At 60.9% G+C, this 13,445-nt stretch carries 11 protein-coding genes and 1 pseudogene; 10 read left to right on the forward strand and 2 right to left on the reverse strand.

Annotation, left to right across the window (positions count from 1 at the left end; translation table 11 throughout):
* Positions 1–774, reverse strand: a 774-nt coding sequence (locus C9413_RS01300; RefSeq protein ID WP_281408597.1) for a malic enzyme-like NAD(P)-binding protein, incomplete at its 3' end; no start/stop codon positions are given.
* A gap of 111 nt (positions 775–885) precedes the next feature.
* Here C9413_RS01300 and mutS point away from each other — a divergent pair.
* The 4 genes and pseudogenes from mutS to murJ all read left to right on the forward strand — a co-directional run.
* Positions 886–3,612, forward strand: coding sequence for a DNA mismatch repair protein MutS (mutS, locus tag C9413_RS01305; RefSeq protein ID WP_170250121.1), 2,727 nt, complete (start codon positions 886–888; stop codon positions 3,610–3,612).
* 9 nt (positions 3,613–3,621) lie between these two features.
* Complete coding sequence (locus tag C9413_RS01310; protein WP_039843725.1) at positions 3,622–3,897, forward strand: hypothetical protein; 276 nt, start codon at positions 3,622–3,624, stop codon at positions 3,895–3,897.
* Between the two features lie 111 nt (positions 3,898–4,008).
* Positions 4,009–6,906, forward strand: coding sequence for a [protein-PII] uridylyltransferase (locus tag C9413_RS01315; protein ID WP_039843724.1), 2,898 nt, complete (start codon positions 4,009–4,011; stop codon positions 6,904–6,906).
* A pseudogene (murJ, locus tag C9413_RS01320) lies at positions 6,903–8,441 on the forward strand (murein biosynthesis integral membrane protein MurJ); the annotation flags it as partial. The gene C9413_RS01315 and the pseudogene murJ, both read left to right, overlap by 4 nt.
* Before the next feature lie 57 nt (positions 8,442–8,498).
* On the opposite strand, the gene C9413_RS01325 reads toward murJ, so the two are convergent.
* Complete coding sequence (locus tag C9413_RS01325) at positions 8,499–8,924, reverse strand: D-Ala-D-Ala carboxypeptidase family metallohydrolase (protein WP_170250122.1); 426 nt, start codon at positions 8,922–8,924, stop codon at positions 8,499–8,501.
* Between the two features lie 384 nt (positions 8,925–9,308).
* Here C9413_RS01325 and C9413_RS01330 point away from each other — a divergent pair, with 384 nt between their 5' ends.
* From C9413_RS01330 to C9413_RS01355, 6 genes are all read left to right on the forward strand, one after another.
* Positions 9,309–9,713, forward strand: a complete 405-nt coding sequence (locus C9413_RS01330) for a VOC family protein (protein WP_039843721.1) — start codon at positions 9,309–9,311, stop codon at positions 9,711–9,713.
* An 89-nt stretch (positions 9,714–9,802) separates the two neighbouring features.
* A complete protein-coding gene (gene trpS / locus C9413_RS01335; protein WP_170250123.1) occupies positions 9,803–10,867 on the forward strand; it encodes a tryptophan--tRNA ligase in 1,065 nt (354 codons plus the stop codon).
* Between the two features lie 134 nt (positions 10,868–11,001).
* Positions 11,002–11,493 carry a universal stress protein gene (locus tag C9413_RS01340; RefSeq protein ID WP_039843719.1) on the forward strand — a complete coding sequence of 164 codons (492 nt, stop codon included), beginning with the start codon at positions 11,002–11,004 and terminating at the stop codon, positions 11,491–11,493.
* Between the two features lie 127 nt (positions 11,494–11,620).
* Positions 11,621–12,187, forward strand: coding sequence for a NifU family protein (locus C9413_RS01345; protein ID WP_022713477.1), 567 nt, complete (start codon positions 11,621–11,623; stop codon positions 12,185–12,187).
* Positions 12,188–12,264: 77 nt separating this feature from the next.
* Positions 12,265–12,924 (forward strand): tRNA (adenosine(37)-N6)-threonylcarbamoyltransferase complex dimerization subunit type 1 TsaB, encoded by a 660-nt coding sequence (gene tsaB, locus C9413_RS01350; RefSeq protein WP_039843718.1) that lies wholly within the window; start codon positions 12,265–12,267, stop codon positions 12,922–12,924.
* A gap of 2 nt (positions 12,925–12,926) precedes the next feature.
* Complete coding sequence (locus tag C9413_RS01355; protein WP_039843717.1) at positions 12,927–13,421, forward strand: N-acetyltransferase; 495 nt, start codon at positions 12,927–12,929, stop codon at positions 13,419–13,421.
* The last annotated feature ends 24 nt before the right edge of the window (positions 13,422–13,445 follow it).

Genomic DNA, 13,445 nt, shown 5'->3' on the forward strand with positions numbered 1-13,445 from the left:
CGTTCTGGCCTTTGTCTTGACCGCGGGTGCCGCTTTCCACTGGTTCATGGCCTCGGTGCGGCCCTGATAGATTACGCCCTTGGTGTCGACAAGGGTGATGTTTTCAGGCGTAAAACCCATCGACTTGATGAGCTCGACACAGGCGATGGCGGCAGCTCCTGCGCCGTTGCAGACGAGTTTCGTCGTCTTCAGGTCACGTCCCGTCAGCTCCAAGGCATTGATGAGGCCGGCCGTTGCAATGATCGCCGTGCCGTGCTGGTCGTCGTGAAAGACCGGAATATCCATCAGCTCGCGCAGACGCTGCTCGATGATGAAGCAGTCTGGCGCTTTGATGTCCTCCAGATTGATGCCGCCGAAAGACGGGCCAAGGAAACGCACACAGTTGATGAACTCGTCGACGTTTTCCGTGTCGACCTCAAGGTCGATGGAATCGACATCGGCAAAGCGCTTGAAGAGGACGGATTTGCCTTCCATCACCGGCTTGGATGCCAAGGCGCCGAGGTTGCCGAGGCCCAAAATTGCTGTGCCGTTGGAGATGACAGCCACCATATTGCCGCGCGTTGTGTAGTCGTAGGCAGTGCCCGGATCGGCGGCGATGGCCTTTACCGGCACCGCGACGCCCGGCGAATAGGCCAGCGACAGATCACGCTGCGTCGCCATCGGTTTCGTCGGGTTGATTTCCAGCTTCCCGGGCCGCCCCATGGCATGAAACTCGAGCGCTTCATTGTCGGTAACGGACGTCACCGGCTGCGGCTTCTTTTCGATATCGGGCATTCTTCCTCCAACGTCCTGTGGGTGACGCCTTGCTCTTCCTCAATGGCGGTTGTCATCTATAGCGGCGGGCGGCTAGGGTTGGCACCTGTTTTTTTGGAAAATTGCTACTCCGTGAACCAACGAATAGACGCCAGGAACGAAGCCTTTTCGGCTGCCGAGCTATCCACGGAGGAAAGCCGTGCCTCGGCCACGCCGATGATGGAGCAATTCATCGAGATCAAGGCGAACAATCCCGACTCGCTGCTCTTCTATCGAATGGGCGATTTCTACGAATTGTTCTTCGAAGACGCCCTGGAAGCCTCGCGTGCGCTCGGCATTACGCTCACGAAGCGCGGTCAGCACATGGGGCAAGATATCCCGATGTGCGGCGTTCCCGTGCATGCGGCAGACGATTACCTGCAGAAGCTGATTGGACTGGGCTTCCGGGTCGCCGTCTGCGAACAGGTGGAAGACCCGGCGGAGGCGAGGAAGCGGGGCTCGAAATCCGTCGTCAAACGCGACGTCATCCGCCTTGTCACGCCGGGAACCATCACCGAAGAAAAGCTGCTATCACCCTCTGAATCGAACTATCTAATGGCGCTTACCCGGGTGAGAGGCGCGTCCGAACCGCTGATGGCGCTGGCCTGGATCGACATCTCTACCGGCGTCTTCCGGCTGGCCGAAACTGAGACATCACGGCTGCTTGCCGACATCTTGCGCATCGATCCCCGCGAACTGATCCTGCCGGATACGATGTTTCACGATCCCGAGCTGAAGCCGGTCTTCGACGTGCTTGGCCGCACGGCCGTGCCACAGCCCTCCGTGCTTTTCGACAGTGCGACAGCAGAAAACCGCATCGCGCGCTATTTCGGCGTTTCGACGCTCGACGGATTCGGCACTTTCTCCCGCGCCGAGCTTGCGGCAGCGGCGGCGGCTGTTGCCTATGTCGAGAAGACACAGATCGCCGAACGCCCGGCGCTTGGCAAACCGGAGCGCGAGAGCGGCGCCTCGACGCTCTTCATAGATCCCGCGACCCGCGCCAATCTGGAGCTCGCCCGCACGCTGTCCGGCGACCGCAACGGCTCACTGCTGAAAGCAATCGACCGGACGGTCACCGGTGGAGGAGCCCGCCTTCTCGCAGAACGGCTGATGTCCCCGCTGACCGATCCCGCCCGCATCAACGAGCGGCTGGATTCGATCGGTTTCCTGATCGAGGAGCCCAGGCTTTGCGGCGACCTGCGCGACGCGCTGAAGCACGTGCCGGACATGCCACGCGCACTCTCCCGCCTTGCGCTCGACCGCGGCGGCCCGCGCGATCTCTGGGCGATCCGGCAAGGACTTGGCGCTGCTTCCGATCTTGCAAAGCTGCTCGGCAATGCGCTTTTGCCGCAAGAACTCGATGCGGCCCTTTCCGGGTTGCAGGCCTTGCCTACAGCTCTCCAATCTCTGCTTGCGGAGATGCTCGCCGACGAACTGCCGCTGTTGAAGCGCGACGGGGGCTTCCTGCGGGACGGCGCCAATGCCGATCTCGATGAAGTGCGGGCGCTTCGCGATCAGTCGCGCCGGGTGATCGCCGGATTGCAGCTCCAGTATGCCGACGAGACCGGCATCAGGTCTTTGAAGATCAAGCACAACAATATCCTCGGCTATTTCATCGAAGTGACGGCCGGCAATGCCGGGCCGATGACGGATGCGCCGGAGGCCAAAGCCCGCTTCATCCATCGCCAGACGATGGCGAATGCCATGCGCTTTACGACGACCGAGCTTGCCGACCTGGAAAGCCGGATCGCAAACGCGGCGGACCGCGCGTTGCAGATCGAGCTCGAAGCCTTCGACCGGATGACGGCCGCCGTCGTCGCTGAAGCCGAGGCGATCAAGGCCGGCGCCCGAGCGCTTGCCATCATCGACGTTGCTGCCGCCCTTGCGCTTTTGGCGGAGGAACAGGCCTATTGCCGCCCGCTCGTCGATGCCTCGAAAATGTTCACAATCGAAGGCGGGCGCCATCCCGTTGTCGAACAGGCGCTGCGGCGTCAGTCCTCGGGTCCGTTTGTTGCCAATAATTGCGATCTCTCGCCTGTGGCGGACGGCAAAGATGGGGCGATCTGGCTGCTGACCGGTCCGAATATGGGCGGTAAGTCGACATTCCTGCGCCAGAACGCGTTGATCGCTATCCTGGCGCAGATGGGCTCCTTCGTGCCCGCGACCTCCGCTCACATCGGCATCGTCGACCGCCTCTTCTCCCGCGTCGGCGCCTCGGACGACCTGGCACGAGGGCGCTCGACCTTCATGGTCGAGATGGTCGAGACAGCCGCGATCCTCAACCAGGCGACCGACCGCTCTCTCGTCATCCTCGATGAGATCGGCCGCGGCACTGCGACCTTCGACGGCCTTTCGATTGCCTGGGCGGCCGTGGAACATCTGCATGAGGCAAACCGATGCCGCGGTCTCTTCGCCACGCATTTCCACGAACTGACGGTGCTGTCGGAAAAGCTTGCGCGACTATCCAACGCCACCATGCGCGTCAAGGAATGGGACGGCGACGTCATCTTCCTGCACGACAGGAGACCGGGTGCGGCGGACCGTTCGTATGGCATCCAGGTGGCCAGGCTCGCCGGCCTGCCAGCGTCTGTCGTCGCACGCGCCCGCGACGTGCTGACGCGCCTGGAAGATGCCGACCGCAAGAACCCGGCAAGCCAACTGATCGACGATCTGCCGCTGTTTCAAGTCGCGGTTCGGCGCGAGGATGCCAATCGAGGACCGTCCAAGATCGAGGAAGCGTTGAAGGGAATGAGCCTCGACGACATGACGCCGCGCGAGGCGCTCGAGGCGCTTTACGGTCTCAAGAAGCAGTTGAAGTAGGAAGCCTAAATGTTCATGCGCAGCCTTGTCCGTGAAACACAGCGCCTCGCCGATATGTTCACCGTGCTCGAAGCGCTGCGTAACGCCGACGAGCACGGTAATCCGCGCAGCTGGAACTCGCCAGTCGGCCTGCTCGAAATCACTCAATCCTGCGCCATCATCTGCGACCTTGCGGCGGCCATTGCCAAAGCGGGCTACCGCGAATGCGACAGGCCGACGCTGGAGGAGATTACCAGCGAGGCGCGCAAAGTCCTTTATTCGGTGAATATGCAAGGCGCGGCTTAAAGCTGTTCGTCTTCGCCTCCGCAAGTGGAAGGCAACCACCTTTTCGCCAAAATTAAGGGTTCTTGCAGTATGAAGGCCCGTGTCAAACGCGGGGTAAAGAGGCTATAGCGCATGCAGACGAAACGAGACGCGGTCGCACCGCGCGAACAGGAAGCCGCTCCGCGCATGGCGACGATGAGTGAGATCGATTTCTCAGAAATTCTCGACACGGCCCTGTTGCAAAGACTCTGCGACGCCGTTGCCGAAGCCAACAAGACCCGGCCGGACGTCATGCGCTCCGACCTGCTTGCCATGCTCAAAAAGGCAAGCAGCGACGGGCGCCAAAAGGCCTGCGAGCTTCTATCTGCCGATGGCAGCGGACTTGGCTGCGCCCGGCGCATCTCCTGGCTGCAGGACCAGATCATCACGGTACTCTACGAGTTCGTCAGCGCACATATGTTCCCGCAGCAGAAGGACAAGTTCGCCGTGACGGCGGTCGGCGGCTACGGCCGCGATACGCTGGCGCCGGGCTCCGACATCGACCTGCTCTTCCTCTTTCAGCCAAGACCAGCAGAGGAGACGCACAAGGCTGTCGAGTTCATGCTCTATGTCCTTTGGGATATGGGCTTCAAGGTCGGCCACGCGACAAGGACGATCGAGGAGTGCATGGCGCTCTCCAGGTCCGACATGACGATCCGCACGGCGATCCTCGAGATGCGCTACATCTGCGGCCTGAAATCGCTTGCAACGGAGCTTGAGACCCGCTTCGACAAGGAGATCGTGACCGGCACAGGACCGGAATTTATCGCCGCCAAACTTGCCGAACGCGATGAACGCCACCGCAAGGCAGGCGACACACGCTACCTCGTCGAACCCAACGTCAAGGAGGGCAAGGGCGGGCTGCGCGATCTCCACACGCTCTTCTGGATCTCGAAATACTACTATCACGTCCGCGACACGGCCGAACTCGTAGCTCTCGGCGTTCTCTCCAAGCATGAGTACCGCGTGTTCGAGAAGGCCGACGATTTCCTCTGGGCGGTGCGCTGCCACATGCACTTTCTGACCGGCAAGGCGGAGGAACGGCTTTCTTTCGACATCCAGCGGGAGATTGCCGAAGCGCTCGGATATCACTCGCGCCCCGGCCTTTCGGCCGTCGAGCGCTTCATGAAGCACTACTTCCTGGTGGCAAAGGACGTCGGCGACCTGACGCGCATCCTCTGCGCGGCTCTCGAAGACCAGCAGGCAAAATCGACGCCCGGGCTCACCGGGGTGATCAGCCGTTTTGCCCATCGCAGCCGCAAGATCGCCGGCAGCACCGAATTCATGGAGGATCGCGGTCGCATCGCGCTCGCCAGCCCGGACGTGTTCAAGCACGATCCCGTCAGCATCATTCGCCTCTTCCACGTTGCCGATATCAATGGCCTCGAGTTCCATCCCGATGCTCTGAAGCGGGTCACCCGATCGCTCAACCTCATCGACAACAACCTGCGCGAAAACGACGAGGCGAACCGCCTCTTCATGTCGATCCTCACCTCCAACGGCGACCCGGCGCTCATTTTGCGCCGCATGAACGAAGCAGGCGTACTTGGCCGCTTCATTCCGGAATTCGGCAAGATCGTCGCGATGATGCAGTTCAACATGTACCACCACTATACAGTGGATGAGCATCTGATCCGTACCGTCGACGTGCTCTCGGAAATCGACAAGGGCAAGGCCGACGACCTGCATCCACTCGCCAACAAGCTGATGCCGGGGATCGAAGACCGGGAGGCGCTTTATGTCGCAGTCCTTCTCCACGACATCGCCAAGGGCCGCCAGGAAGACCATTCGATCGCCGGCGCCCGCGTCGCCCGCAAACTCTGCTCCCGCTTCGGCCTGTCGCAGAAGCAGACGGAACTCGTCGTCTGGCTGATAGAGGAGCATCTGACGATGTCGATGGTTGCCCAGACCCGCGATCTCACCGACCGCAAGACGATTACCGACTTCGCCGATCGCGTTCAATCGCTCGATCGCCTGAAGATGCTGCTGGTCCTGACGATCTGCGACATCCGCGCCGTCGGCCCCGGCGTCTGGAACGGCTGGAAGGGCCAGCTGCTGAGGACGCTCTATTACGAGACCGAACTGCTGCTTGCCGGCGGCTTTTCGGAGGTCTCGCGCAAGGAGCGCGCCAATTCCGCGGCCGAAGCGCTGTTCAACGCGCTTTCCGATTGGAGCCAGAAGGATCGCAAGACCTACAGCAAGCTGCACTACCAGCCTTACCTGCTTTCCGTGCCGCTGGAAGACCAAGTCCGTCACGCCGATTTCATCCGCCAGGCGGACAAGAACGGCCAGGCGCTCGCGACAACCGTGCGAACGGACAGTTTCCACGCGATCACCGAAATCACCGTGCTCTCGCCAGACCACCCGCGCCTGCTCGCCGTTATTGCCGGTGCATGTGCTGCAGCAGGAGCCAACATTGTCGATGCGCAGATTTTCACGACGTCGGACGGGCGCGCGCTGGATACGATCCATGTCAGCCGCGAATTCCAGGATGATGCGGACGAGCTTCGCCGCGCCGGCACGATCGGGCGCATGATCGAAGACGTACTGTCGGGCCACAAGCGGCTGCCGGAAGTCATCGCCACGCGCACGAAGAACCGCAAGAGGAGCAAGGCCTTCGTCATTCCGCCTTCGGTCAACATCACCAACAACCTATCGAACAAGTTCACCGTCATCGAAGTCGAATGCCTTGACCGCACCGGCCTGCTTTCGGAAATCACCGCGATGCTTTCTGATCTTTCGCTCGACATCCAGTCAGCCCGCATCACCACCTTTGGCGAAAAGGTCATAGACACCTTCTATGTCACAGACCTCGTCGGCCAGAAAATTTCCAGCGACACCAAGCGGGCCAATATCACCGCCCGGCTGAAGGCGGTGATGGCCGGCGAAGAAGATGAGCTTCGCGAGCGCATGCCGTCCGGCATCATCGCGCCCGCCGCCTCCGCGCGGACATCGCAGCCGGGCGAAAAGAAAGCCGGGCCGCCGGCATGAGCCTCGTCAAGAAATTCGCCACCGTCGGCGGCGCAACCCTCGGCAGCCGCATCTTCGGCTTTGCCCGCGAGACGTTGATGGCGGCCGCCCTCGGCACCGGCTCCATGGCTGACGTCTTCTACGCGGCCTTCCGCTTTCCCAACCTCTTCCGCCGGCTGTTTGCCGAAGGCGCCTTCAACGCAGCCTTCGTGCCGCTCTTCGCCAAAGAGATCGAAGCGAACGGCACGGAAGGAGCAAAGCGGTTTTCCGAAGAGGTTTTCGGAGTGCTTTTTTCGGTGCTGCTGCTCATCACCATCGTGATGGAACTTTGCATGCCGCTGCTCGTACGCTTCATCATCGCGCCGGGCTTTGCCGACGATCCGGATAAGTTCTCAATCACCATCCGCATGGCGGCAGTGATGTTCCCCTATCTCATGTGCATGTCGCTGACGGCGATGATGAGCGGCATGCTGAATTCGCTGCACCACTTCTTCGCCGCAGCGGTCGCGCCCATTTTCCTCAATGTCGTGATGATTGGTGCGCTCGCCTACGCGCTCTATTCTGGCGCAGACCCGCTCGCGACCGCCTGGTATCTCTCCTGGGGCGTACTGGCCGCTGGTATCCTGCAGCTCGCCGTCGTCTATGTCGGCGTCCTCCACGCAGGCATGAGCATTGGCTTTCGCTTCCCGCGAATGACGCCGAACGTCAAGCGGCTGCTGATCCTCGCAGTCCCCGCCGCTGTCACAGGCGGCATCACACAGATCAACCAGCTGATCGGCCAGGCGATCGCCTCGTCCCGCGATGGTGCGATCGCCGCCCTGCAATATGCGGATCGCATCTACCAGCTGCCGCTCGGCGTCGTTGGCGTTGCCGTCGGTGTCGTATTGTTGCCGGAGCTTGCCCGTGCACTGAAGGGCGGCAATCTGCGCGAAGCCGGGAACCTGCAGAACCGCTCGATCGAATTCGTGCTGTTCCTGACGATCCCCGCCGCCTTCGCCCTTTGGGTCCTCGCTGACGAGATCATCCGCGTGCTTTACGAACGTGGCGCCTTCGATCAGCAGAACACAGCGCTTGTCGGCTCGATCCTCGCGATCTACGGCATCGGCCTGCCGGCCTTCGTGCTCATCAAGGCGCTGCAGCCGGGCTTCTACGCCCGCGAGGATACCAAGACGCCGATGCGCTTTTCAGCCGTTGCTGTCGGCGTCAACTGCGCCACGGCTCTGACGCTTTTTCCCTATCTTGGCGCACCGGGCATTGCAGTGGCTGAAGCAACCGCCGGCTGGATCAGCACGGTTCTGCTTTTCGCAACGCTGCTTCGCCGCGGCCATCTGGCCTGGGAATGGGCGCTCGCTCGTCGGGCAGCTCTGCTCGTTGTTTCGGCATCCGTGATGAGCGGTGTCATCGTCTTCCTGCAGCATCGCTGGGAACCCTGGCTCGCTTCCAGTGCCCACCTGGCGACCAAGGTCGGTACGCTCGGCCTTTTGATCGCCATTTCGATGATCGTCTATTTCGCGACCGCCTTTTTGATCGGCGGCGCCGACCTCGCCCTGCCCCGGCCAACCTCACACCGGACGCTCGCCCCCAACGCCGCGGGGCCCACCGCAGCCTGGTTCTCACAAGGGGGCCCGGCCCCGCTCCGGCCCGATTCCGCCGTGGCCGAGGCCGTGGCGGTGGCGCCCGATCCCGCCGATACCCGGCGCCGTCTGCGCTGCCGCGACGATCGTCCGTTCCGATAAGCCCGGCACGCGAATGTCGGCGGCGTTGCAATGGCGATGCTGAGAATGCGCACGTCCGGAATGCCGAAGACCGGACGTGACCATCGGTGTTCGGCCGGTCTTGGCGGCGATATGCGCGAGAATGGCTCTCAGTTTCGGCGGGAAGCAGCCGACTTTGACGCTGACGGTCTGAACGGTATAGGGCTGTGACGTGGTGTGTTTAAGAAGTCTTACTGGGGGTTTTTTAGCATTCTGCGCGCCTGCCTCGGCGTAACAGGACAAAGCGAACAAGCCAGCAAGAACGAGTGATAAAATCGTATGCATGACGTCCCCTCCAGGTAGAGCGCGGCTGGTCTTTCGCCGGGCTCGGATTGGCGCCGAGAACGTTCATTCAAAAAATGGCCAATTTGTGAAATTTTATACTTACGCGAAAAGTGAATCATCCTCATATTGCTGGACTCTATATAAAAGTTATAACTCAAATTGAGTATAAATTACTCTCTACCTTTCGATGAAAAACAAGGCCTTGCACCAAGCTTGTATTAGAAGGGCTGTGAAACTTAAGAACGGAATGCATAATGCGAAATAGCGGCCTTTAAACGCTGGAGATTGGGGCAATAAAAAGATGCCAATCCTTTCGCACGGCGCTTGCACCTGCCCCACGACACCGCGACAGATCAACAAACCCCGGCAACTGGAGGCTTGCAAATGTCCCAATCCCTCTTCCTGGTCACTCTCCTCGTCGACGACTACGATCGTGCAAAGGCCTTTTATTGCGGAGCGCTTGGCTTCGACTGCCTGCAGGACGAAGTGCGGCCGGAGGGCAAGCGCTGGGTGGTGGTCAAACCGAAGGGTGGGGACGGAGCGGCGTTCCTCCTTGCCAAAGCAGTCAACGAGACACAGAAAGCGGCGATCGGAAATCAAACCGGCGGCCGCGTCGGGTTCTTTTTGAAGACCGATGATTTTGCGCGAGATCATGCCGCCATGCTGGCCAGGGGCGTGCGCTTTTTGGAACAGCCCCGGCGTGAGATTTACGGCACGGTGGCCGTATTTTCCGATCCTTACGGCAATACTTTTGACCTGATCCGGCATGCCGCACCGACCGCCTCTTGATTGCAGCACGGAGCGCGTGCATAAGCCGCCGCGTTAGCAACATGGGCGACTGAGCCCTGGGGCCCTCCACCAGCCTGATCGAGGACAACGTGACCGAATTCAAAGAGCTCGTATTTTCTGGCGTTCAGCCGACCGGCAATCTCCATCTCGGCAACTATCTCGGCGCGATCCGCAAGTTCGTGGCACTGCAGGAAGGCAACGATTGCATCTATTGCGTCGTCGACCTGCACTCCCTCACGGCGCAGCTCGTGCACGACGACCTGCCGGGCCAGATCCGCTCAATCGCCGCAGCCTTTATCGCCTCCGGCATCGATCCAAAAAAGCATATCGTCTTCAACCAGTCGGCCGTGCCGCAGCATGCCGAGCTCGCCTGGATCTTCAATTGCGTTGCCCGCATCGGCTGGATGAACCGCATGACGCAGTTCAAGGACAAGGCCGGCAAGGACCGCGAAAATGCTTCCCTCGGCCTGCTTGCCTATCCGAGCCTGATGGCGGCCGACATCCTCGTCTATCGCGGCACGCATGTTCCGGTCGGTGACGACCAGAAACAGCATCTTGAACTCGCCCGCGATATCGCGATGAAGTTCAACCTTGATTATCAGGAACACATTCGCCGTGCCGGCCGCGGCATCGACATTACCGTCGGCGACGAGCCGGTGCACGCCTATTTTCCGATGGTCGAACCGTTGATCGAAGGCCCTGCTCCGCGCGTGATGTCGCTGCGCGACGGCACGAAGAAGATGTCGAAATCCGATCCGTCCGATCTCTCGCGCATCAATCTGCTGGATGACGAGGAAGCCATCTCGAAGAAGATCCGCAAGGCGAAGACCGATCCGGACGGCTTGCCGAGCGAGGTCGAGGGCCTGAAGGGCCGCCCGGAAGCCGACAATCTCGTCGGCATCTATGCGGCTCTTGCCGACAAGACGAAGACTGAGGTACTTGCCGAATTCGGCGGCCAACAGTTCTCCGTCTTCAAGCCGGCGCTGGTCGCCCTCGCCGTTCAGGTGCTCTCGCCGATCACCGGCGAAATGCGCCGTCTGATGGACGATACGAGCCATATCGACGCAATCCTGCGCAATGGCGGAGAGCGTGCTCGGGCGCGCGCCGAAGCGACCATGAAGGATGTCCGTGACATCATCGGCTTCCTCTACTAGGCATGCCGCTGACGGCGAGCTCCCGTGCGTTAACATCTGTGTTCACCTGCTGGTGTATTATCCTGCGAAGACCCGCGAGGGCCACGGTGACGGGGGCTTGCAAATTTCCCGGTTAGGGTGTCAGAGTCCGCGCCATGGTATCAAAGCGACTCTCACGGCTCGAAGGGCATCGCCGCAAATTCATGGCGGTGATCGATGGCACACCTGAATGCCAGAGCGCTGTGCATTATGCCGGCCGGCGCGCCAAGAATTCCAATGGCGGGCTGGTGCTTGTCTACGTGATTCCCGAGGGCGATTTTCAGCAATGGCTGGGCGTCGAGGAGATCATGCGGGCCGAAGCCCGTGAGGAGGCCGAGGCCGTTGTCGCCAAATCGGCACAGGTGGTCCGCGAAACGATCGGCATCGAGCCGGAAATCGTTATCCGCGAGGGAAGTGCGGTCGAGGAAATCAATGCGGTGATCGAAGAAGACCGCGACATCGCGATCCTGGTGCTGGCCGCAAGCTCCGCCAAGGAAGGACCGGGACCGCTGGTGTCGTCCGTTGTGGGAAAAGCCGCGGCTTTTCCGATCCCCGTCACCGTGCTGCCTGACACGCTGACGAACGAAGAACTGGATGCGCTGGCCTAAGGCGTGATGCAGAATGCGGCTATTTCTGGAGTCTTTGTCTCTTGATTAGCGCCGCCAATCGGCTTATTTTCTTTTGAAGAATTCTAAAGACGGCCTGAGCGACGACCTGGCCCGCATGGAGAGCGAAATGTTCATTCAGACCGAAGCCACACCGAATCCGGCCACACAGAAGTTCCTGCCGGGCAAGGTGGTGATGGAGACCGGCACGGCCGAGTTCCGCAGCGCCGAGGAAGCCCAGGCGTCGCCGCTTGCTGCGCGCCTTTTTGAAATCCCGGGCGTAACCGGTGTCTATTTCGGCTATGACTTCATTTCTGTCTCCAAGGAGAACCAGGAGTGGCAGCACCTGAAGCCCGCCATCCTTGGCTCCATCATGGAACACTTCATGTCCGGGAAGCCGGTCATGGGTGATGCCTCCGTGCTTTCGGAAGAGCTCGATGCCGGCGGTGAATTCTTCGATGAGGCCGACGAGACCATCGTGCTCACCATCAAGGAGCTACTTGAAACCCGCGTTCGCCCGGCGGTTGCCCAAGATGGCGGCGACATCACGTTCCGCGGCTTCAAAGATGGCAAGGTCTACCTTAACATGAAGGGCTCCTGTTCCGGCTGCCCCTCGTCCACGGCAACACTGAAGCATGGCGTCCAGAACCTGCTTCGTCATTTCGTTCCCGAAGTGCAGGAAGTCATCGCCGCCTGACGATTTGTCCAAAATTCGGCCGGCTCGGCATTGCACCGGCTGAATTTGTGGTAGGCTTTTATTCGGAAATTGATGGCATGATTGTTCTGGCGCTCGACACGGCTGGTGTAGATTGCGCTGCCGCTCTCTACGACAGCGGCAGGGATACGGTGCTGGGGGAGGCATCCGACCTGATCGGTAAGGGCCATGCAGAGCATTTGATGGGAATCGTCGACCGCGTGCTCAAACAGGCGGATATGAAACTCGCGATGGTCGAACGCATTGCCGTCACGATCGGTCCTGGCTCCTTTACCGGCATCCGCGTCGGCGTCGCGGCAGCTCGTGGCTTCGGCCTTGCGCTCAACATCCCCACTGTCGGCATCACGACGCTGGAGACTATGGCCGCCGCCCAGCGCAAAAAGACACCCGGCCGGCCCGTTCTTGCCGCCATGGACGCCAAACGCGGCGAAATCTATCTCCAGACTTATTCCGAAGACGGCCCGGCGCTCGATGAACCTCGCGCAGTGACGATCGAGGAGGCGAAAACGATTGCGGCGTCCTTTGCCGGCGAGATCACAGGCTCGGCCGCGCCGCTGCTGAAGCCGGGCGCGACGAGCGAACACGCCAATAAGTTTCCAATTTCCATCGTGGCACGCCTCGGTGCAGCCGCAGATCCCGGTTCAGGAAAGCCGAAGCCCCTTTATCTGCGCGGACCCGACGCCAAACCGCAGGCCGGGTTCGCGATCGCGCGAGTGTGACCATGCTGGAATCCTATCTCACTCTGAAACCCGAATTCGAGATCATCGCGATGGGCAGCGACGACTGCCGCGCGGTCGCTGCGCTGCATGGCGAACGATTTGCCCGCCCCTGGGGTGACGGTGAATTCCACAGCCTGCTCAGCCAGGACAATGTCTTCGGCTTCGTTGCGCACCAGACCAACGCTTTCTTGAAAAAACCGCTGCCGGGCTTCGTGCTTGCGCGCCAGGTCGCAGGCGAAGCGGAAATCCTGTCGATCGCCGTACAGGCGAAGGTTGCCCGTGCCGGCCTCGGCTGGCGGCTCATGCAGGCAGCAATGCGTGAAGCCAAGCTGCGCGGGGGTGAGAGCATGTTCCTGGAAGTCGACGACGGCAATGCCGCCGCCCTCGGCCTCTACCACAAGCTCGGCTTCGAGAAAATCGGCGAGCGCCGCGGATACTACAAGGACGCGAACGGCACCGTTTCCACGGCGCTTGTCATGAAGCGCGTTCTTCGCTAGTTCCGTTGAGAATTGGAATCTGGA

It is taken from the genome of Rhizobium sp. SEMIA 4085 (genome assembly GCF_013004495.1).
Classification (GTDB): Bacteria; Pseudomonadota; Alphaproteobacteria; order Rhizobiales; family Rhizobiaceae; genus Rhizobium; species Rhizobium gallicum.